The 19,740-nt window shown below is 64.9% G+C and carries 17 protein-coding genes and 3 pseudogenes; 13 read left to right on the top strand and 7 right to left on the bottom strand.

Annotation, left to right across the window (positions count from 1 at the left end; all coding sequences use genetic code 11):
- Both JW364_RS19165 and JW364_RS19160 read right to left on the bottom strand, forming a co-directional pair.
- Nucleotides 1-264, bottom strand: coding sequence for a metal-sensitive transcriptional regulator (locus tag JW364_RS19165; protein WP_058253865.1), 264 nt, complete (start codon nucleotides 262-264; stop codon nucleotides 1-3).
- Between the two features lie 115 nt (nucleotides 265-379).
- Nucleotides 380-2,467, bottom strand: a complete 2,088-nt coding sequence (locus tag JW364_RS19160) for an MMPL family transporter (protein WP_058253864.1) — start codon at nucleotides 2,465-2,467, stop codon at nucleotides 380-382.
- A 150-nt stretch (nucleotides 2,468-2,617) separates the two neighbouring features.
- Between JW364_RS19160 and JW364_RS19155 the strand changes: the two genes are divergently transcribed.
- The 3 genes and pseudogenes from JW364_RS19155 to JW364_RS19145 form a co-directional block, all read left to right on the top strand.
- Nucleotides 2,618-2,941: a DUF2892 domain-containing protein gene (locus JW364_RS19155; protein WP_374100852.1), complete on the top strand. Its 324-nt coding sequence runs from the start codon at nucleotides 2,618-2,620 to the stop codon at nucleotides 2,939-2,941.
- Nucleotides 2,872-3,369, top strand: a complete 498-nt coding sequence (locus JW364_RS19150; protein ID WP_231742688.1) for a DUF5313 family protein — start codon at nucleotides 2,872-2,874, stop codon at nucleotides 3,367-3,369. The genes JW364_RS19155 and JW364_RS19150 overlap by 70 nt, the downstream gene beginning before the upstream one ends.
- A 3-nt stretch (nucleotides 3,370-3,372) precedes the next feature.
- A pseudogene (locus tag JW364_RS19145) lies at nucleotides 3,373-3,798 on the top strand (class I SAM-dependent methyltransferase); the annotation flags it as partial.
- A gap of 14 nt (nucleotides 3,799-3,812) precedes the next feature.
- Here JW364_RS19145 and JW364_RS19140 read toward each other — a convergent pair.
- Complete coding sequence (locus tag JW364_RS19140) at nucleotides 3,813-3,959, bottom strand: hypothetical protein (RefSeq protein ID WP_175404389.1); 147 nt, start codon at nucleotides 3,957-3,959, stop codon at nucleotides 3,813-3,815.
- A 4-nt stretch (nucleotides 3,960-3,963) separates the two neighbouring features.
- Nucleotides 3,964-5,646: a Mu transposase C-terminal domain-containing protein gene (locus JW364_RS19135; RefSeq protein ID WP_058253861.1), complete on the bottom strand. Its 1,683-nt coding sequence runs from the start codon at nucleotides 5,644-5,646 to the stop codon at nucleotides 3,964-3,966.
- A 157-nt stretch (nucleotides 5,647-5,803) separates the two neighbouring features.
- Between JW364_RS19135 and JW364_RS19130 the strand changes: the two genes are divergently transcribed.
- The 5 genes from JW364_RS19130 (at nucleotide 5,804) to JW364_RS19110 (ending at nucleotide 11,985) form a co-directional block, all read left to right on the top strand.
- Entirely contained in the window at nucleotides 5,804-6,010 is a 207-nt protein-coding gene (locus JW364_RS19130; protein WP_101823217.1) for a heavy-metal-associated domain-containing protein, read from the top strand.
- Nucleotides 6,011-6,102: 92 nt separating this feature from the next.
- Complete coding sequence (locus JW364_RS19125; protein WP_205334124.1) at nucleotides 6,103-7,062, top strand: hypothetical protein; 960 nt, start codon at nucleotides 6,103-6,105, stop codon at nucleotides 7,060-7,062.
- Between the two features lie 62 nt (nucleotides 7,063-7,124).
- Nucleotides 7,125-9,482 (top strand): cation-translocating P-type ATPase, encoded by a 2,358-nt coding sequence (locus JW364_RS19120; protein ID WP_205334125.1) that lies wholly within the window; start codon nucleotides 7,125-7,127, stop codon nucleotides 9,480-9,482.
- Nucleotides 9,479-11,641, top strand: a complete 2,163-nt coding sequence (locus JW364_RS19115; protein WP_205334126.1) for a copper-translocating P-type ATPase — start codon at nucleotides 9,479-9,481, stop codon at nucleotides 11,639-11,641. Before JW364_RS19120 ends, JW364_RS19115 begins: the two co-directional genes overlap by 4 nt.
- Nucleotides 11,638-11,985, top strand: a complete 348-nt coding sequence (locus tag JW364_RS19110; RefSeq protein WP_137809389.1) for a metal-sensitive transcriptional regulator — start codon at nucleotides 11,638-11,640, stop codon at nucleotides 11,983-11,985. The genes JW364_RS19115 and JW364_RS19110 overlap by 4 nt, the downstream gene beginning before the upstream one ends.
- Nucleotides 11,986-12,007: 22 nt before the next feature.
- Here the strand turns inward: JW364_RS19110 and JW364_RS19105 are convergent, their stop codons facing one another.
- Complete coding sequence (locus tag JW364_RS19105; RefSeq protein ID WP_159372045.1) at nucleotides 12,008-12,943, bottom strand: M23 family metallopeptidase; 936 nt, start codon at nucleotides 12,941-12,943, stop codon at nucleotides 12,008-12,010.
- 269 nt (nucleotides 12,944-13,212) lie between these two features.
- Between JW364_RS19105 and JW364_RS19100 the strand changes: the two genes are divergently transcribed.
- Complete coding sequence (locus JW364_RS19100; RefSeq protein ID WP_006438341.1) at nucleotides 13,213-13,866, top strand: DUF305 domain-containing protein; 654 nt, start codon at nucleotides 13,213-13,215, stop codon at nucleotides 13,864-13,866.
- 28 nt (nucleotides 13,867-13,894) lie between these two features.
- Here JW364_RS19100 and JW364_RS19095 read toward each other — a convergent pair whose 3' ends face one another.
- Nucleotides 13,895-14,845 (bottom strand): M56 family metallopeptidase, encoded by a 951-nt coding sequence (locus tag JW364_RS19095; RefSeq protein WP_006357618.1) that lies wholly within the window; start codon nucleotides 14,843-14,845, stop codon nucleotides 13,895-13,897.
- A 235-nt stretch (nucleotides 14,846-15,080) separates the two neighbouring features.
- Here JW364_RS19095 and JW364_RS19090 point away from each other — a divergent pair, with 235 nt between their 5' ends.
- The 4 genes and pseudogenes from JW364_RS19090 to JW364_RS19075 all read left to right on the top strand — a co-directional run bounded on the left by JW364_RS19090 (nucleotide 15,081) and on the right by JW364_RS19075 (nucleotide 18,502).
- Entirely contained in the window at nucleotides 15,081-15,398 is a 318-nt protein-coding gene (locus JW364_RS19090; RefSeq protein WP_010844644.1) for a hypothetical protein, read from the top strand.
- Nucleotides 15,399-15,509: 111 nt separating this feature from the next.
- Complete coding sequence (locus JW364_RS19085; protein WP_035718240.1) at nucleotides 15,510-16,349, top strand: F510_1955 family glycosylhydrolase; 840 nt, start codon at nucleotides 15,510-15,512, stop codon at nucleotides 16,347-16,349.
- Between the two features lie 301 nt (nucleotides 16,350-16,650).
- Nucleotides 16,651-16,893, top strand: a pseudogene (locus tag JW364_RS24290) (peptidoglycan DD-metalloendopeptidase family protein); the annotation flags it as partial.
- 436 nt (nucleotides 16,894-17,329) lie between these two features.
- Nucleotides 17,330-18,502: an Ig-like domain-containing protein gene (locus JW364_RS19075; RefSeq protein ID WP_006357614.1), complete on the top strand. Its 1,173-nt coding sequence runs from the start codon at nucleotides 17,330-17,332 to the stop codon at nucleotides 18,500-18,502.
- 618 nt (nucleotides 18,503-19,120) lie between these two features.
- Here the strand turns inward: JW364_RS19075 and JW364_RS19070 are convergent.
- Nucleotides 19,121-19,365: pseudogene (locus JW364_RS19070) on the bottom strand (hypothetical protein).
- Nucleotides 19,366-19,740 lie beyond the last annotated feature (375 nt).

Here is a 19,740-nt window from a genome sequence, read left to right as displayed (position 1 = left end):
TCAGGCGAGGGCGAGAAACAGCTTCTCGAGCTCGGCCTCGGTCATCTTCTCGCCCGTCTCCGCGCCCGTGATGCACTCACGGAGTCCGGTGGCCACGATCTTGAAGCCCGCCCGATCGAGAGCCTTCGATACCGCGGCCAGCTGGGTGACGACATCCTTGCAGTCCCGACCGCTCTCGATCATGGCAATCACTCCTGCAAGCTGACCCTGCGCACGCCGCAGACGGTTCAATACCAATGCGATGCTTTCGGTGTCACCGGTCATGTCGTTCAGTCCTTCGTTCGATGAAGCTCCAGTTTACCCCTAGGGGTAAGAGTGGTCGTGGTGGCCGACACCGGACGGTATCGGCCACCACTGTGTTGCTCGAGATTGCTGACACTCAGCTGTGCGAGAAGCCGATCTTGGGTAGTACTGCTCGTAACCACGTGGGTGACCACCATGCGGCGTGGCCGGTCAACCGCAACAACACCGGCAGCAGAACCAGGCGGATGAGTATCGCGTCCAGCAGTACGGCGACGCCGAGGATGATTCCCATCTCCTTGGGTGGCAGTGGTTCGGCGAGCGCGAACGAGAAGAACACCGCGATCATCACCGCGGCAGCCGCGAAGATAACCCGACCCGAATGCGCCATTCCGTCGACCTGAGAACCGTGCGGATCACCGGTGTTCTCGTAGTGTTCCTTGACGCTCGACAGCAGAAACACCGTGTAGTCCATCGCGATTGCGAAGATCATCGCGAAGAAGAACACCGGTCCCCAGCCGTTCAGGAATCCTTGCGGGGTGAATCCGAGTAGCGACGAGCCGTGACCGTCCTGGAAGATCAGCTTCGCCACACCGAAGGCCGCTCCGGTGGACAGCAGGCTGACCACGGTCCCCAGCAGGGCGATCAGCGGTGCCTGCAGTGCGATCAGCAGCAGCAGGAATCCGAGTACGAGGATCACCGACACCACGATCGGCAGATACTCGTTCAACGCGGTCTGCAGGTCCAGGTTCTCCGCGGGTGCACCGCCGACGATCGCTCCCTCGGGCAGCTCGGCACGCAACGCGTCGAGTGTGGTCTCGAGTGCGGGGTCCGACGGGTCCACGTTCGGGATGGCCTGCAGCATGACGAAGTCGGATCCGTCCATGGCGGGCATGGGCGGCGTCACCATCGATACGCCGTCGACGCTCGCTGCGATCTGTGCGGTCTGCTCCGCCTCCGATGTGGGGGCGATGATCTGCAGCATTCCTGGTGCACCTTCACCCATCTGCGCCTGCACCAGTTCGTAGCCCTGCCGGACCGGAGCGTCCTCGGGCACAACCGAAATGGACGGCATGGCGACCTTCAGGCCCAGTGCCGGAATCGACAGCGCCACCAGAATCAACAGCGAGCCGATGGCGAACGGCCACGGATGCTTGTGCAGCAGCTGACCCCAGGACGCGAATTTCGGCGAACGGTGCACCTGTCGCTTCGCGTACGGGAGGGACCCGGCATTGACCTTGGCTCCGAGTTTGCCCAGAACTGCGGGGAGCAGTGTGAGGGTGGCCGCGAGGACGAACACCACCGCGAGCATGATGCCCACCGCCATCGTGCGCACAGCAGGTGCCGGTACCAGAAGCACGGCAGACAAGCTGATCAGCACGGTCAGACCGGACAGCAGGACTGCTTTGCCTGCCGTGTCCATCGTTTCTGCCACTGCACGCTGCGGGTCGATCCGTCCGGCGTCGATGGTCTTACGGAGCGCATCCCGGAATCGAACGACGAGGAAGAGCGCGTAGTCGATACCGAGCGCCAGCGCGAACATCATCGCAAAGTTCATGGCCCACACCGAGATCGGCGTGATTTCGTTCAGCAGAACCAAGCCACCCGCAGATGCCACCAGACCGGCCAGCGTCAACAGCAGGGGCAGACCTGCCGCGACGAGCGATCCGAACGCAAGCACCATGATCGCCAATGTGACCGGCCAGGAGATGATTTCGGCCTTGATCATCGCGTCGTGGTTGGCCTTGTTGAAGTCACTCCACAGCGCCGATGCTCCGGTCGGGTAGACCTCGATCGAGTCCGTGGAGGCTGCGGTCAAGTCACCCTTGAGATCGTCGACGGCCTTCACCATCTCGTCGGTCGTCCCGTTCGCTCCACCGATGAGGATTCCGGTGTGCCCGTCGGGGCTGATCGACATCCCCGGTTGCGGGGGGATCACCTCGGAAATCCGCGAGTCAGCGGCCAGAATGTCGGTGACCTCGGAAATGACAGCCGCAACAGCGGGATCCGTCACCTGCTCGGTGTCCGAGTGCACCACAACCTGTATCGCGGCAGAAGAGTTCCCGCCGAAGTGCTCCTGTGCGAGTTCGCGAACCTGGACCGACTCCGATCCATTGGCCTGCCAACCGGCACCGGCGAGAGAGCCGAACACCGACGGGGCAAACGCTCCCAATCCGATGATCACCACGAGCCACGCGGTCACCACCCACTTGAAATTGCCTGCCATGCGCGCACCGAAGCGCGCCAACGGCCCCCCGGTGATCCCTGGCGGCGAGCTGTCTGCAGAACTCTCGTCGGTTCGAACGTCCGTAGAACTCACATCATGTCCTTACTGGTCGGGATGATGGAGAAACCGTAACACAGTACCCCCAGGGGTATGGTGATACCATTCCTTCTACCCCCTAGGGTATGCACGAACGACCGCACCACACGCAGAGAAGCGAGGCTCTACCGCATGTCATGCACCGACACTCTCACCGGCCCCGGCGGACCGAGTATCGAACGCGCAGTCCCCGCGCTGGCGGGCACCATGATCCTCGCCAGCCTCGCCGCCGGTTCCCTTCACGACCGCCGCTGGCATGCCCTGACAGCATTCGTCGGCGGGAATCTGCTGCTGTACTCGGCAGTCGGATGGTGCCCGGCCAGCTTGGCAATGCGGCGGCTGGGGATGCGCCAGAGCACAATGACGCCGACCCGGTGAACCGCGACAGGACCCGCCCTACGCCGTGGCAGTGGGTCAGCTACGCCTTCGGCCGCACTCTTCCCTCGACCATGACGGACTGGGTGGCCAACGATCTGACGGGTGATCACGCCGTCGTTCGGCACCTGATTCGCGGCCAGGTTCCGTTTCTTCCCATCTACGCCGTGTTCATGTTCTTTCCGGGTGAGCTGTGGCTGCGTGGTTCCATGGTGCTTCTCGCGGTCCTGCTCTCGGTGTTCTTCACCGCCTCGTACATGGAAGAGAATCGGCAACGCCGCCTCGTACGGCACATGCTGCCGCGCGATCTGACGAACTCCCGCAAAGCGCAGGAATCGGAACTGGTCAAGAAGCGTTATCTCGCGGCGCACCCCGAGCCCGGGGCCTCACGCACCGCCGCGGCACCCATCGCTCCCGGCCGAGAGCACTGAGCGATGGTCGTCGATCCAACGCACCGTCTCGCCCGGTGGCAGCGATTCTGGGACAAGCAAGCGGCCGGTTACGACAAACACATGACCTTTCTCGACCGAGTCCTCTTCCGCGACACCAGGTCCTGGATCTGCAGTCGCGCCCGAGGCAAGGTTCTCGAGGTCGCAGTGGGAACTGGACTCAATCTCGAGCACTACCCGGCAGGGACGTCGTTGACCGGAATCGAGCTGAGCCCGGACATGCTCGCGCAGGCGCATACTCGGGCCGCCGGCGTCAGACCCGACGCTCGCCTAGCTCTCGGGGACGCTCACGCTCTGGATTTTCCCGATGCATCTTTCGACACCGTGGTGTGCACGTTCTCGCTCTGCGCCATCCCCTCCACGGACATCGCGCTCGCGGAAATGTCGCGAGTGCTGCGTCCAGGTGGAACGTTGCTCCTCGCCGATCACGTCGCCTCGTCGATCCGGCCGGTTCGATGGATCCGCTCCGCGTCGTCGAGTGCGGTGAGCGGTCGAACCGACTCCCGCAGGTGCCCCACATCCTCGATGGACGACTCGGTGGGTTCGTCGCTGCTTCCTGTCGATGCGGTCATCGCCTCACCATTCCTCGATGTCGCTGAAGACAGGCGTTGCGGTGCCGCCGTCCGCTCGAGGCTCCACCGGCGGGTGGATCGCCGGGATCGGTGCACACGCGGCGTCGCCGGTGAGATGCGTGCGGCGGGCACGGTTGCGCCGGGCTTTGCGGGTGGCTTTCTGCGAGCGGTCGGTGACCTCGCGCATCTGCTCGATCATCGAAAACAGTGCGCTCTCATCGACGTTCGACCGACCTTGTTCGCGGAGACGGGCGATAGCAGCTCTGTGCTCCCACAGTGTCACCGCGGGATGTGACATCGTCCGGTACGGCACCTCGACATAGCCGGCACCGTCTGGTTCGAGGACCCAGATTCTGCTCAAATCGCGTGGGTCACGTCGTATCACGAACCGCCCCAGGTCCTCTCGCCGCGCAACCCACGGTTTGAGCGCGTTCGAGAAGTAGTGCACGTGATCGAGAACGAAGCCCGTGCGCGTCAGACGTCGCCGGATGACGGGAAGAAAGTCCACCAGGAACGCGGTTTCGCCGAGCACCACACGAGGGGCGTGACCAACTGCGGCGACCTCGCCGGCCCACACGGCGGCCGGAGTGTTCCCGATCCCTGTGTGAACGCTCACGTGATACGCGGCTATGGCCAGGACCAGCCAGCGCTCCAACTCACGCAATGTCAACGCCGCGTGCTTGTCCGAGTCGTAACTTCCTCGGTCCGCTGGGTTCGAGAAGGTGGTCCCAGGCAGCTCGTGCACCGCCGTCATCGCCGTTCCGATGATGCGTTCGACGATCCCGCCGTAGTGCGGTCGGCCCGGAGGACGGTATTCGAGTGTGATGGCGTGCTGGGCGCATCCGCGGCGCAGCGCTTCGCTTTTGAACTCGGAGGCGTTGTCGAGATACAACTGTTTCGGCTTCCCTGCCATCGGCCACTGCACCTGCTCCGCGAGCTTGCACGCCTCCAGCCATGTCTGCTTCTCGCAGCAGACGCGTTCCAGGCACAACCCGACCGATATCGACGACGGCGGCTCCAGAGTGACGACGAACCCGAGTACGGAACGGCTGAAGACATCAATGGCGATCGTCAGGTAGGGGCGGCCGATCGGTTGCCGCTCGTACTCGTCAACGACCATCAGATCAACGACGGTGTGGTCGATCTGGACCTGATCGAGAATCCCGGAAACCGTCGGTGGACTGTCGCCGGCGGACTGACGTGGGCGGGCGGCATCGGGTCCTCCACGTGACCTGGCCACCGATGCCGGATGGAGCGCGGCGATACGCGCGGTGACGGTATTTCTGGCCGGCACTGGCAGACCCGCGCGGTGGCACGCCAGTGCTATACGTCGGTGCAGCGCAGCGACACTCAGCTTCTGGCGGTGAAGAAAATAGCGGGTAAGATGATCGCCGATCACTTCCTCGACCTCAGCCGTCACTCGGCTGCGGCCACGCCCTCCCGACGAGACCTTCGTCAGAAGATCGGTGACTGTCCCCGTCCCGTTCCTGAGCCTGCCGACCAACGTGTAGACCTGCCGCCTGGACAATCCCAACCGTTGCGCGGCATCGTCGACCGCTTCCGAACGCACCGGATGCATCTCCAGCAAGGGAGCCAGGACAGCGAAACGGGCCTCAGCCTGAGACCACCGCTCCCCCGACGCTGTCAGCACACCGGTCTCCACGACGTCGAGCTTGTCGGGGTCCATCACAAGCCTCCCTGTCACCGAGAGCCGAGCGTGCGACCGTGCACCGCACTTCTGACATCAGAATGTCAGAAGACACGTGCACTCACCCTCGAAACGCCTGCAACGAGTGCAGCCGTCTTCTGAAGTTGACAACTGCTGTACCGAAAGGGCACATCTCATGAGCACATCGACAGTGATCGTCTCCGGAATGACGTGTGGGCACTGCGCGGCGTCGGTGCGTGAAGAAGTCGGCGCACTGGCCGGCGTAACTGACGTCGAGGTCGACGTGGCCAGCGGGCGAGTCACCATCTCCAGCTCGGCCCCGATCGAGGCCGACGCGATCCGCGGCGCGATCGAAGAGGCCGGGTACCACCTGGCGCAGTAGCCGACGAGGGGCTGAAGTGTCTGCCCCACTGGCGACTTCAGCCTCTCCCGGGCGGCGTGGGTGTCGCCACCACCGATGACAGGAATCCAGCGATGAATGTTCCAACCAAGCTCGGCGTCTTCGCTGCGGCTCTGCTGATAGTTTTCGCCGCGGCCTATGCCATCGCCGCTGGTGTTGCTCCCGACAGGGCGTCGACCTCCCCGGCTGAGTCCGCCCATGCCGATCACAATGCTGCACCACAGTCGCGAACATCCGCCTCGTCTCCGGGGGCCGATCAGGTTCGCGGAGTTTCGATGGCAGCAGCCGGCTTCATCCTGGGGAATGTGGTGGCACCCCATGCGTCCGGGGTGCAGGCTCCATTGAGCTTTGAGATCCTCGATGCCGCCGGGGCCGCGGTCACCGACTTCGCCACCGAGCACGACAAGCAGCTGCACCTGATCGTCGTCCGCGCGGATGGCACCCACTTCCGACACGTGCACCCCACTCTCTCGCCCGAAGGGCGCTGGACGCTGCCCTGGCAGTGGGCGACGGGAGGCAGCTACCGGATCTACGCCGACTTCGTGCCCGCCGCCACCGGCCAACCCCTCACCCTCACCAGCACCGTCGAAGTCAGCGGTGACTACCAGCCGGCCCCACCCGCCGCCGAATCACGACAGTCATCCGTCGACGGGTTCGACATCGGGCTGGCCGGTCATCTGCGCGCGGGCGTCGAGTCCGAACTGACCGTCACCGTGCGCCGAGCAGGACAACCGGTCACCACCCTGCAGCCGTATCTGGGCGCTTTCGGTCACTTGGTGGCCCTGCGACAGGGTGACCTGGCCTACCTGCATGTTCACCCTGAGGGCGCGGCACCGACTGCCGGTCAACTCGCGGGACCACAGGTCCGCTTCGCCACCACCGCCCCCACCCCGGGCCGCTATCTGCTCTACCTCGACTTCCAGGTCGACGGCGCTGTGCATACCGCCACCTTCGTTCTCGACGTCCCCACCGGCGCCCCGGCCCCGACACCTGACTCCACGGCCCCCTCGGCCGATCCGCACGCCGGACACTAACTCGCTGACCAGCGCCACCCGGGGCATTGCGCCGAGGCATTCACCCAACGAGGAACTCCCCCATGACCACCTCAGCTCCGATCCACCCACCTGCGGCCACCGCCGAGCAGACAGGCGCCGTCGATATCGAACTCGCCGTGTCGGGCATGACGTGTGCATCGTGCGCGGCACGCATCGAACGCACACTGAACAAACTCGACGGAGTGAGCGCCTCGGTGAACTACGCCACCGAAAAAGCTCACGTCAGCGCACCCGCCGGTGTCGACCCACACCTGCTGATCGAGACCATCGAACAGGCCGGATACCACGCTGCGCTGCCCGCCACTCCCACCAAAGGTGCCGCCCCCGACGATGACCCTTCGGACGACGACGGGGAGCTCGTGGCCTTGCGTCACCGACTGATCGGTGCGGTGGTTCTCTCGGTACCGGTGATCGCGCTGGCAATGGTCCCGGCGTGGCAGTTCACCTACTGGCAGTGGGCGTCGTTGACGTTGGCCGCGCCAGTGATCGTGTGGGCGGCATGGCCGTTTCATCGCGCCGCGTTGCTCAACCTGCGCCACGGTGCGGCCACCATGGACACCCTCATCTCGGTCGGCACCACCGCGGCGCTGTTGTGGTCGTTGTATGCGTTGTTCTTCGGCACCGCCGGACAACCAGGCATGACCCACGGATTCACCCTGACGGTCAGCGCTTCTGACGGTGCAGGCAACATCTACCTTGAGGTAGCCGCGGGGGTCACGATGTTCGTCCTGGCCGGCCGATACTTCGAGAAGCGGTCCAAACGGCGCGCCGGTGCGGCGTTGCGGGCCTTGTTGGAGCTGGGCGCCAAAGACGTCACAGTGATCAGGGACGGCCACCAGCATCGGATCCCGATCGGCGAGCTCGCCATTGACGATGAGTTCAATGTGCGCCCCGGCGAGAAGATCGCCAGCGACGGTGTGGTGGTGTCCGGCACCTCGGCAGTCGATGCCAGCATGGTCACCGGCGAGTCGATGCCAGTCCAGGTCGCCCCCGCCGACACCGTGACCGGCGGAACGGTCAACGCCGGCGGGCACCTGCGGGTGCGGGCGACCCGCGTGGGAGCGGACACCCAACTCGCGCAAATGGCCGCGATGGTCGAACGCGCCCAGACCGGCAAAGCCCACGCCCAGCGACTGGCCGACCGGATCTCGAGCGTCTTCGTGCCGGTGGTCATCACCGTCGCCATCGCAGTCCTCGGCGCGTGGATCGGCGCCGGCTATCCCCTGCAAGCGGCGTTCACCGCCGCGGTCGCTGTGCTGATCATCGCCTGCCCCTGCGCTCTGGGACTGGCCACCCCGACCGCACTTCTGGTCGGTACCGGCCGCGGAGCCCAACTCGGCATCGTGATCAAAGGCCCCGAAGTCCTCGAATCCACCCGAACCATCGACACCGTTGTCCTCGACAAAACCGGCACGGTCACCACGGGACAGATGACACTCGTCCAGGTCACCACCTCCCCCACCACCACTCGCGCCGACGTGCTCGCCCTCGCTGGAGCGGTGGAAAACGCCTCCGAGCACCCCGTCGCGGCCGCCATCGCTGCTGGTGCAGCCGCCGAAGTCGGACAGCTCGACGAGGTCGACGACTTCCGCAACTTCGAAGGTCGAGGCGTGCGCGGCACGGTCCAGGGACGAGTTGTCACCGTCGGGCGTCCGACGCTGCTGGCCGAACACGACATCGCCGTGGATGACCCCCACCTCAACGAGGCGCAGACCGCCGCCGAAGAAGCCGGACAGACCGCCGTACTCGTCGCCTGGGACGGCCGCGCCCATGCGGTCCTGGCGGTCGCCGATGCGATCAAACCCACCAGCGCACACGCCATCGCCCGGCTCACCGCACTGGGTATGACGCCCATCCTGCTGACCGGCGACAACCAGACCGTCGCCGACACCGTCGCCGCTGAGGTCGGTATCGACACCGTCATCGCTAACGTCTTGCCGGCCGACAAAGCCGCCGTCATCACCGACCTGCAATCCGACGGCAAGGTTGTGGCCATGATCGGCGACGGCGTCAACGACGCCGCTGCCCTGGCCCACGCCGATCTCGGGCTGGCGATGGGCACCGGCACCGACGCCGCCATGCATGCCGCTGACATCACCCTGGTCCGCGGCGACCTCAACGCTGCCGCCGACGCGATCGCCTTGGCACGCACCACTCTGAAAACGATCAAAATGAACCTGTTCTGGGCATTCGCCTACAACGTCGCCGCGATACCGCTGGCCGCGCTGGGACTGCTCAACCCCATGCTGGCTGGGGCCGCCATGGCGTTGTCCAGCGTGTTCGTCGTCAGCAACAGCCTGCGGCTGCGCGCCTTCACCAGCCCGCCCCACTCATCGTCCACAGTTCCACCCACCAACCCCTCGACATATACCCCCCAGGGGTATAAGGTAGCGGCATGAACGAGCACTCTTCCCCTGAGCACGTCGGTCACGACGCCGCCGATGAACGCCACCACGGCCAACTCGCCGCAGCGTCACACAACCACCACGATCACCATGCTGAGCGCGCCCGCGCAGACCATGATCACGCTGGGCATGGGGGGCATGGTGATCACGTCGGGCAGTTCCGGCGGCTGTTCTGGATCATGCTGGCCCTGGCTGTGCCGGTCGTGGCCTTTTCGCCCATGTTCGCGATGCTCATCGGCTATGACCTACCCGATGGTGAAGTGTTGAAGTGGGTCTCACCGGTGCTGGGTACGGTGATGTACTGCTGGGGTGGGCGGCCGTTCCTGGTAGGCGCCTATTCAGAACTGCGGTCGCGTGCACCGGGAATGATGCTGTTGATCGCCTTGGCGATCACGGTGGCCTTCGTGGCGTCCTGGGGTGCGAGCATCGGTGTGTTGCACCACGAACTGGACTTCTGGTGGGAACTGGCGCTGCTCATCGTGATCATGCTGTTGGGGCATTGGATCGAGATGCGGTCGCTGGCCCAGACGACCTCGGCCCTGGACTCGCTGGCCGCGCTGCTGCCCGATGAGGCCGAACGCGTCGATGGCGACCAGATCACCACGGTTGCTCCCAGTGAGCTGCAGGTCGGAGATGTGGTGATCGTGCGCCCGGGGGCCAGCGTGCCGGCCGACGGTCGCGTCGTAGACGGCTCGGCCGAGCTCGATGAATCCATGGTCACCGGAGAATCGCGCACGGTGCGCCGCGGCATCGGCGATCAGGTGGTGGCCGGCACGGTGGCCACCGACTCGGGGCTGCGGGTCCAGATCACCGCCACCGGCGACGACACGGCGCTGGCCGGGATTCAGCGCCTGGTGGCAGACGCGCAGAACTCCACCTCCCGCGCCCAGCGGCTGGCCGATTCCGCTGCAGCGCTGCTGTTCTGGTTCGCGCTCGGCTCAGCGATCATCACCGCCATCGTGTGGACGGTCATCGGCCAACCCGACCAGGCGGTGATTCGAACCATCACCGTGCTGGTCATCGCCTGCCCGCACGCACTCGGCTTGGCTATCCCCCTGGTGGTGGCCATTGCCACCGAACGCGCCGCCCGCGGCGGCGTGCTGGTTAAAGACCGGTTGGCACTTGAGGCCATGCGCACTGTGGATGCGGTGCTGTTCGACAAGACCGGAACCCTGACCAAGGGTGAGCCCACGGTCATCAAGATCGCGGCCGCCGACGGCGTCGATGAGGACACCGTGCTCGCCCTGGCCGCCAGCGCCGAAGCCGACAGTGAGCACCCGTTGGCGCGAGCGATTGTCGCAGCTGCCGGAGACCGCGCGCGGCCGGTGCCGGCGGCCACCGACTTCACCTCGTCACCGGCGGTCGGTGTGACCGCTCGCGTCGAGGGCGCCACAGTGCGGGTGGGCGGGCCCCGCATGCTCGAGGAACAGGGCCATCAGGAACTGGCCATCGCTGATCGCTGGCGCGCCGACGGCGCAATCATCCTGCATGTCACCCGCGACACTGAGCTGATTGGAGCTCTCAAACTTGCTGATGAGGTGCGCGGGGAATCCCGCCAAGCCGTCGAGGTGCTGCACGCCCGCGGGGTCGAGGTTGTGATGATTACCGGCGACGCCGAAGCAGTGGCGCACACCGTCGCTCACGACCTCGGTATCGATCGGGTGTTCGCCGGTGTACGGCCGGAAGACAAAGCCAGCAAGGTGGCCGAACTGCAGCACGAAGGCCGCAAGGTGGCGATGGTGGGCGACGGCGTCAACGACGCCCCCGCCCTGGCCCAGGCCGATGTGGGCATCGCGATCGGGGCCGGCACCGACGTCGCGATCGCCTCGGCCGGGGTCATCCTCGCCAGCGACGACCCCCGCTCGGTGCTGTCGGTCATCGAGCTGTCGGACGCCAGCTACCGAAAAATGAAGCAGAACCTGTGGTGGGCAGCGGGATACAACCTGATCTCTGTACCGCTGGCCGCCGGAATTCTCGCGCCCATCGGGTTCGTCCTGCCGATGTCGGTCGGAGCGATTCTGATGTCAGCCTCGACGGTCGTGGTCGCACTCAACGCGCAACTGTTACGCCGACTCGACCTGCAGCCAGGCGCGAGTACAGTGCGTGGACTGCAGCACAACCGACCGAGATCCATTGAGAAGGTGAGTCCATGACCGCTGCGTCCGCACCGGGACAATCCTCCACCCCGGAAGAATCCTCTGCCTCGGAACACTCTTCCCACGGTTACATCAGCGATAAGGGCAAATACCTGGCCCGCCTCAAGCGCATCGAAGGCCAATCCCGAGGTATCCACCGGATGGTCGACGAGGAGCAGTACTGCATCGACATCCTGACCCAGATCTCGGCGCTGACCAAGGCACTGGAGGGGGTCGCGCTGGGCTTGCTCGACGACCACCTCACCCACTGCGTGCTCGATGCCGCCCACTCCGGCGGCGACGAGGCACAGGAGAAGATCGCTGAAGCCTCGGCGGCCATCGCTCGCCTCGTTCGTTCCTGACCCACCACACCGCGCTGGCTCGTCACAGGCGTCGTTCGCCGACCCACTGCGGCACCACCGGCCCCGGCGCGCGGGCGTCGGCATCAGCGGCCATCGCCAGGACCACCCCACGATCGGCCAGCCACTGTGCCGGATCGACGTTGACTCCCGTCGGGTCGAGAACCTCGAAATGCAGATGCGGGCCGGTCGAGACCCCACGGTTGCCCACCGTGGCGATCGATTGGCCCATCCGTACTCGCGCGCCCTGCTCGAGCAGATTCTCGTCGTTGTGGCCGTAGGTGGTGATCGTGCCGTCATCGTGCCGGATCCGCATCCACAACCCGAACCCCTCGGCAGGTCCGGAGGTGATGACCTCCCCGTCAGCTACCGCGACAATGGGCGCGCCCAGATCATTGCCGATATCAATGCCCTGATGGCCCCGTCCGTCACCGAAGGTGGACGTGATCTCGCCCGCAGTCGGCGCCACCGCACCGCCACTACCGGGCAGCAGCGGTGTCGGCGTTCCGGGTTCCTGCGGCTGGGGGCCATGCGGCTCGTTCGGATCGTGCGGCACGATTGCGGCGATCAGGGTGGCTACCAGCCGAGCCAGCGGTAACGCGTCGATGATCCGGAACCCGTCTATCGGATCAATGAGCGAAAACGTGCCGAAGCACTGCAGTGCGGCTGCACTGCCCGCATCGCCGACGCTGCCCGACTGGGCCTGAGCGCCCAGGCAGGACGCCGTCTGCGTGATCGGCTTCCCCAAATTCGCCGCCGCGGCACCACCCAAAGCGGCCTTCACCGAGTCCTGCACGATCGCGATCAGCTCCCCGGCCACATGTCCATCGGTTGAGGCCGCCGCCGGTGCGGTGGCAATCACAGGCGCAACGCCCACGCACACCGCCGCTGCCACCCCCAGCGCTTTGGGGCCCCACTGCTGCCCCGCCTTGACCCGTAGCGATGTCAACACCATCTGCATGCGGTCGGACCTTTCCCGCGGACGTCGTAGACCCACGCACGAGTGCCATGCGTGTACCCGCGAGATCACACCACAAGTCACTTGTGCCCCACCAGTCACACGCGGCTCCACTACGAAGCGAACTAATCAGGCATTAGCGGCATTGTTTGCGCAGTTCACCGCCCGTTTTGTGGGTGCCGGGCAGGCGACTAACTACTATCGGTGTTAGTAGAATTGTTATCGAAGCGCCGCCGGGCGGTGGCGAAGTATCACTCTTGAGGAGGAGATCGATGAGAGTCACACGAACCGGTGTCGTCGTTGCTGCCGCGGCGGCTGTTCTGACAGTGGTGGCCGCGTGTTCGGACACCTCGACTGAGGATCATTCCTCGATGTCGGGGATGGGTACCAGCACGGTCAGTACCGAATCGTCAGCGGCGGCCTCTGCCGAACACAACAGCGCGGACATCTCGTTCGCCCAGCAGATGATCCCGCACCACACCCAGGCGATCATGATGAGCGACATCCTGTTGGAGAAGGACAACATCAACCCCCAGGTCGTCAGTCTGGCCCAGCAGATCAAAGACGCTCAGCAGCCCGAGATCGAGCAGATGCAGTCGTGGCTGAAGCAATGGGGAGCCCCACTCGAGGGCCAGGGGCACAACATGGACATGGGTACCTCGATGGCACCGGGTACCTCCCCGATGCCGTCGATGATGGGCATGATGTCGCCAGAACAGATGCAGCAGCTACGCGACGCGCAAGGCGCCGAGGCGTCGCGCCTGTTCCTGACCCAGATGATCGAACACCACCGCGGCGCCATCGCCATGGCCAAGACCGAGATTCAAGACGGCCAATCGCCCGAGGCGATCGCGCTGGCACGCCAGATCGTCACTGACCAGGAAAGTGAAATCGCCAGGATGCAGCAGCTTCTCAACAACCCCTAGCGGCCCGACCCGCCCGGGTTTGCCTCGGCTACACACACATCGCGATCACCATCGCCGCGACGACACCGGATGCCGCCAGCGTGGTCGGTACCGCCACCACACCAGCCACCGCCGCGGCGGCACCCACATGATGACGCCGCGACCGGCACCGGTGACCGGAGTCCAAGCGGCTCAGCCGCGGCCCCACGGACGACGAATCGCTGATCGACAACACACCCACCGGGCCCGCCACGGGCCCCGAACGGGCCAACGTTCCCAACGCCGAGCAGACCGCCCGCGCACCCACCAGCTGGGCGGCGCGGGCATCGGCGGCTTGCTCGACCAAGCCGGCGACCTCACGGCCCGCGCGGCTGAACAACGGAATCAGCGGAAACGCACGCCCGAGAGCGCGGGCCGCCAACACCACGGTGTGATGACGTTGCCGCCGGTGCGCGCGCTCATGGGCAACGACGGCATCGAGTTCCTCACCGGACAACGCCGCCTGTAACCCAGTCGTGGCGGCGATCCCGGCATCCTTACCCGGCAGACAAAACGCCATCGGCCGCCCGTCGGCGAGCCACCACACGTCGGGATAGCGCTCACTGCGGGCGCCCACCAACCGCAACGACTGCAGATACTCCTCACGAGCACCACGCATCCGCACCGCCGATCGCACCGCGATCGTCACCGCTCGGACAATCGCTGCCCCGGTCACCACCGCCAGCACGCCACCGGAGATCGCCTCCACCCGCGGGGATGCGCCGTGTGACAACACCCGCAGACACGACACCACCTCGGACAACGAATGGATGCCGAAATGGCCGGGAACCGCCAGCGTCACAACAGCTCCCACCCACAACATCGCAAACACGACCTGCGCGGCCGGCCAGGCCACCAACACCCAACGAGCATCGATACGGCCCTGCACCCGAACCATCCATCGAGGCCACAACCAGCCCAGCACACCCGCGGCAACAACTAACACCACCGCTGCACTCATGGATGCTCACCCATCGTTCGCCTCGATCCTCGACGCCCCGCCGTCAGCTCGCTGAGACCCACACTCAACACACCTTCCCGGCGACCCACCACCTGCACCACCAGCCAGTATGCCCCAGAAGTTCGTCGGTGACGCCGCAACTCAGGCACCGACCGCGCCGCCAATTACTAGGTTTTATAGTAGTTAGTTGACGCGGGTTGACCCGGCCTGCGCGTACCAGTCCGAGGAATGCGCCGTGACCGAGAACCCGAAGGAGACGCACTCGCCCCCCGACGACCACCGTCGTCAGTATCTGCATGCCATGCGAGACGTCTACCGAGCACCCACGCCATACTCGACCCACCAGTTTTTCCACCGCGCCCACCACCTCAGCGTCACCTCGAACCGACGCCGCCACCTCGCCGCACACATCGGTCTCGTCCGCCACCTCGCTGCGATCGGCGACCTCTCCGGGGCACGTCACCACCTCGGCAACGTCCTCATCTCCCTCGTCCTCCAAAAGCATTGCGGCCAAAAGCCTTCACAGCCTTCCACCCCCATCCAGAAGTCGTGACCACGACACCCCCAGAGGGTTAGGGCGGCTCCTACCCGGTCTCGCCACCACCCCGATCACCACACCACCCACGCCCGAACTCAGTCCTACCCACACGAAAGTCCTAGCCGCTTGCCTGCCTCAAACCCGTCCAACCGCACCGCTGCGGTCGTCCTCGCAGTCATCGCCACGCTGATTGTGCTAACCGGCTGCTCCACCCGGGAACAACCCACATCCCCACCACCGTCGGCAACCTCAGCAGAGAGCGCAACACTGACCCCAGAACTCGATCACCTCCACGCCCTGCACATCCGCGCCGACGGCACTATCCTCGCCGGAACTCACACCGGCGTAATCGCCCTCACCGCAGATGGAACCACCAGCCGGGTCGGCGTCTCCGACGACGACTTCATGGGACTGGCCGGGGTAACCGGCTCTGATCGGATCTTCGCCTCCGGCCATCCCGGCCCGCGGAGCTCGGCACCCAACCCGCTGGGACTCGTCGCCAGCGAAGATGGCGGGCAGACATGGACACCGAGATCGGTGGCCGGCGACATCGACTTCCACGCGCTCGCCACCAACGGACAACTACTCGTAGGCTTCGACGGAATCAACGGCCTGCTCGTATCGACCGATGACGGGAGAAGCTGGACCCCCGGCGCGCCCCTGGCCGCAGCAGCACTCGCGATCACCGACCGCGGCGTATGGGCGACTACCCCAGATGGCCTGCAACACAGCACCGACGACGCCCAGACCTTCACAACCGTTCCCGATGCGCCGGCCCTAGCTCTCCTGGCGGCCGCACCCGATGGCACGCTCTGGGGCATCGACACCGCCGACACCGTCTGGCGCAGCCCAGACGGCACACACTGGGAACAACGCAGCACCATCAATAGTGTCAACGCGCTGGTCGCCAGAAACGCCGAAAATGCATACGCCGCAAACGAACAATTGCTCTACACGCTCAGCTAACGGACTCGTGTGGAGCAACGAAGGAAGGAGGCGACTCAGATCCGGACGCGCTTTTGATCACGTCCACTCCACCCACTCCACGAGCAGGATCTGACAGACGGTGGCACCCGGCCGACCTGGGTGGTCACTCTCGACCACCTGACGGCACCCAGAAACGCCACGTCTTCGAAGACGTCACTGTCGTTATCGATGAGACGAGCAGCCCCGACTACCCCACGAACTTGCTGCGCGTGTCACAGCTGCGTGAGCACACCGAACCCGCGACCTCAAAGATCGCCTTGGGCGGGGACGGTTATCGAAGGCCGCCGGCCTCGGGCTGTGGATGCGAGTGCTGCAAGACGACGGCACGATCGGCGTGTATGGGCACATCAGCGAGACACTGGTGAGCGTCTGGCAGCGAGTCCTGGCCGGCGCGCAGATCGTAACGGTAGGAAACCGCGGCTACTTCACCGGCCCACACCTGCACTACAAGGTGTGGCAGCAAGATGGACCCAAACTCGATCCTGCACCGTGGTTGAGAACCCGGGGAGTCTACGTCGTCGGACGACCCGCCTTATCGGCGCGCGGGAGGTATGAGGACGAGTGGTCCCGCAGGTGTCGCGAGAGTTGTCGCACCACGGCCTCGACGTCGGCGAGCGGTGGCGAACACGCATCGGCGGGGACTACCTGTGGGGTGTCGCCACACGGCAATAATGAGGTCGACGTGACCGCTCGGCGGTCGCCCACCACGAAGACGTTTCGAACCTTCTCTCGCGCTGTGCAGCGGGTAGAGGAGCGCACAGCATTCAACTACTATCGTGGATAGTAAACCTAGTCCAGGCGCCGAGTGAGAGGGTTCGCCACAATCGATGGGCCGCGTAAGAAGGACTCGAGCTATCGAAGAGCCACGTGATCTCTTGGCGGCTTACGGTGCGCAGCCGCAGTGCTCGAGCGCTCGTGGATGCCGCGGGTCGGTCCGGGCAGGTATTCCGCGACTGCTGATGCTCGCAGCCCTGACGGCTGTGGTGATGTTATTGACCTCGTGCAGCTCAACCGGAGGCGCCGCCTACAGCAACGAGATTCAGGCCGTTGACAGCTTCGCCGACATCGCACAGCCTTCCATTGCTGTGGCCACCGAAGGTGGCGGTCGACTCGCGCCCAACGCGGTTGTCGAACCTGGGCTTCCTATTGTTGTCACGGCCAGCCGCGGCGCGTTGACAAACGTCCGTATCCCCACAGCCAGCGGCCGTCCCTTGGCGGGCTCACTGAGCGAGGACGGCTCAACGTGGACAAGCACCCAACCCCTGGGATATTCGAAGCGGTATTCCGTTCAAGCCGAGGCCGTGGGCGTGGGCGGTCGATCGGTCGTCTCGCAGCGCTTCACCACGACCTCACCGGAGTCACTGACCAGCGCTGCCATCCTCGGCGAGAAAACCGTCGGGATCGCCCACACAGTCGGGGTGCGGTTCGCCGATCCCATCCCCGACCGAAAGAAGGCACAGGCGGCGATCACCGTGTCGTCTGACCCCCAGATGCGGGGTGCGTTCTATTGGATCAGCGACTCCGAAGTCCGGTGGAGGCCCGAACGCTTCTGGACGCCGGGCACCAAAGTCAGTGTCGCCGTCAACATTTACGGAGTCGACCTCGGCGACGGGCTCTACGGCGACGAGAACTTGTCCTACGACTTCACGATTGGCCGAGCTCAGGAAATCGTTGCCGACGACAACACCAAAACGATAGTCGTCAAACGAGACGGCAAGGTCATCCGCACGATGCCGACCTCGTTCGGCAAAGACAGCACTCCGACGCCCCGCGGTATCTACATGATCGGAGATCGCGTCGAGCACATCATCATGGACTCGTCCACCTACGGAGTGCCTGTCGAGTCCGCAGCGGGATACCGCACACCCGTTCAATGGGCGGTGCAAATGTCCTACAGCGGCATTTACATGCACGGCGCACCGTGGTCGATGTCGGCGCAAGGCAGCAGCAACGTCAGCAACGGTTGCCCAAACCTGAGTCCCACTGACGCGGAATGGCTCGTGAAGAACACCCTGCGCGGTGACCCCGTCACGGTCAAGAACACCAACGCCGACACACTGCCGGGAGTTGATGGACTCGGCGATTGGAACATCCCGTGGCCACAATGGAAGAACGGCAACGCAGACACCTAGGCGCCCCCGCCTGGCTGGAGTTCGTCGACGCTCAGCACGTTCTTCCGACCATGCACGGCCGGGGCGAGTTCACGACGGGCTCACCCGCTCACTGTCTCAGGCGCTTCTCGCGGTGTACAGAACTTCGCTCGAATGCAGCACACCACCACTCGCGACGAGTGCTACTACCGGTCACCCACTGAGCCAGGGGTTAATTCACGAGGGCCGTTGGTCAGTCATGTCGAGACCCTGTGCGGGCGAACCGGTGCCGTGAGGATCAACATCAATAACGAGCAGCGGCGGCATAGCGTCCGTCGGTACTACCTGTGCGAGGCGAGGCTGATCTGGCCGCGTGGGACGACAACCACGCCGCGCGCCGTTCGGGTCTTCTTGGCCGATCCCGGCGTTCGTTTGGCCGGCGGACCGTGCACGGAGTGTCGTCAGAGACGTCAACCCGCACTTCGCCACCTTCGGTGCCAGCTCCCTTGCGGTTACCAACATTCTCGCCGACCCGCACGTCGACACCATCGACGACGACCCTACGGTCGATCCACCGCGCTACCTCTGATGGCCGAGCATTTCGGAGAGGACCCTAAAGACCTTGTTGTTGATGCGGTCGATGACCGGTGCGGCGATGGGCTAACCCCACTTTCCGGCTTCATATCCAGCATCCGCCCAAATGTCCATAATAGGTTCGTTGACAGGATGTGCGCCAGTTGTGGGGTAAATGAGCCATTCTGAAACGAATTAAAGCGACCTTTGCCGTCCGGTGTCACGATCTCATCGGAGTCTGGGTAGGCCAGGTATCCGCACTGAGCTTCGAGGCCACCCGCCGTGGCTTCTACGTCAGTACTGATCGACTCGGCATCCGCCGCCGCACCCACCACGAGGGCGTGAGCGCCACGAGATGCGCCCACTTTCAAAGACGACGTTGTGCTGCCGCGACACCGAGCCCTACCGCGGCCCGCGTCGCTCCCGCACAATCACCCCGACTGCCTTGTGCGTCCGGTGTGCCCGACCTCCCGAGACGAGGTCGCCGGCCCCGACCGGTTGCGGTTTGTCTGCCGGCTGCGCCGTCACCTCATCGGAGCGGCTACGCCGCGCCCTGAGCCCTTCGGGCTGAGTTGGTTTGCGTTGCCCTGCCGCATTCTCTTACCTCCACTCGCGGCCCGCAAGGGCGTGAAAAACTAACCCGCCCTACGGGTTTGCAGGCCTACGGCCCGGATGACTTTTTCACTTCCTCCCTTGCAGCCCACTCC

Origin of the sequence: Gordonia sp. BP-119 (assembly GCF_016924115.1) — a bacterium.
Taxonomy (GTDB): Bacteria; Actinomycetota; Actinomycetes; order Mycobacteriales; family Mycobacteriaceae; genus Gordonia; species Gordonia hongkongensis.
This window is presented reverse-complemented; position numbering and strand designations above follow the sequence as displayed.

Bases quoted from the DNA above. Each gene is read 5' to 3' on its own strand.
- JW364_RS19095 (WP_006357618.1), bottom strand. From the start codon at position 14,845: ATGAGTGCAGCGGTGGTGTTAGTTGTTGCCGCGGGTGTGCTGGGCTGG.
- JW364_RS19130 (WP_101823217.1), top strand. From the start codon at position 5,804: ATGAGCACATCGACAGTGATCGTCTCCGGAATGACGTGTGGGCACTGC.
- JW364_RS19150 (WP_231742688.1), top strand. From the start codon at position 2,872: ATGGTGCCCGGCCAGCTTGGCAATGCGGCGGCTGGGGATGCGCCAGAG.
- JW364_RS19110 (WP_137809389.1), top strand. From the start codon at position 11,638: ATGACCGCTGCGTCCGCACCGGGACAATCCTCCACCCCGGAAGAATCC.
- JW364_RS19075 (WP_006357614.1), top strand. From the start codon at position 17,330: ATGCTCGCAGCCCTGACGGCTGTGGTGATGTTATTGACCTCGTGCAGC.
- JW364_RS19100 (WP_006438341.1), top strand. From the start codon at position 13,213: ATGAGAGTCACACGAACCGGTGTCGTCGTTGCTGCCGCGGCGGCTGTT.
- JW364_RS19140 (WP_175404389.1), bottom strand. From the start codon at position 3,959: ATGACCGCATCGACAGGAAGCAGCGACGAACCCACCGAGTCGTCCATC.
- JW364_RS19115 (WP_205334126.1), top strand. From the start codon at position 9,479: ATGAACGAGCACTCTTCCCCTGAGCACGTCGGTCACGACGCCGCCGAT.
- JW364_RS19125 (WP_205334124.1), top strand. From the start codon at position 6,103: ATGAATGTTCCAACCAAGCTCGGCGTCTTCGCTGCGGCTCTGCTGATA.
- JW364_RS19165 (WP_058253865.1), bottom strand. From the start codon at position 264: ATGACCGGTGACACCGAAAGCATCGCATTGGTATTGAACCGTCTGCGG.
- JW364_RS19155 (WP_374100852.1), top strand. From the start codon at position 2,618: ATGGTGATACCATTCCTTCTACCCCCTAGGGTATGCACGAACGACCGC.
- JW364_RS19120 (WP_205334125.1), top strand. From the start codon at position 7,125: ATGACCACCTCAGCTCCGATCCACCCACCTGCGGCCACCGCCGAGCAG.
- JW364_RS19135 (WP_058253861.1), bottom strand. From the start codon at position 5,646: ATGGACCCCGACAAGCTCGACGTCGTGGAGACCGGTGTGCTGACAGCG.
- JW364_RS19105 (WP_159372045.1), bottom strand. From the start codon at position 12,943: ATGCAGATGGTGTTGACATCGCTACGGGTCAAGGCGGGGCAGCAGTGG.
- JW364_RS19160 (WP_058253864.1), bottom strand. From the start codon at position 2,467: ATGGCAGGCAATTTCAAGTGGGTGGTGACCGCGTGGCTCGTGGTGATC.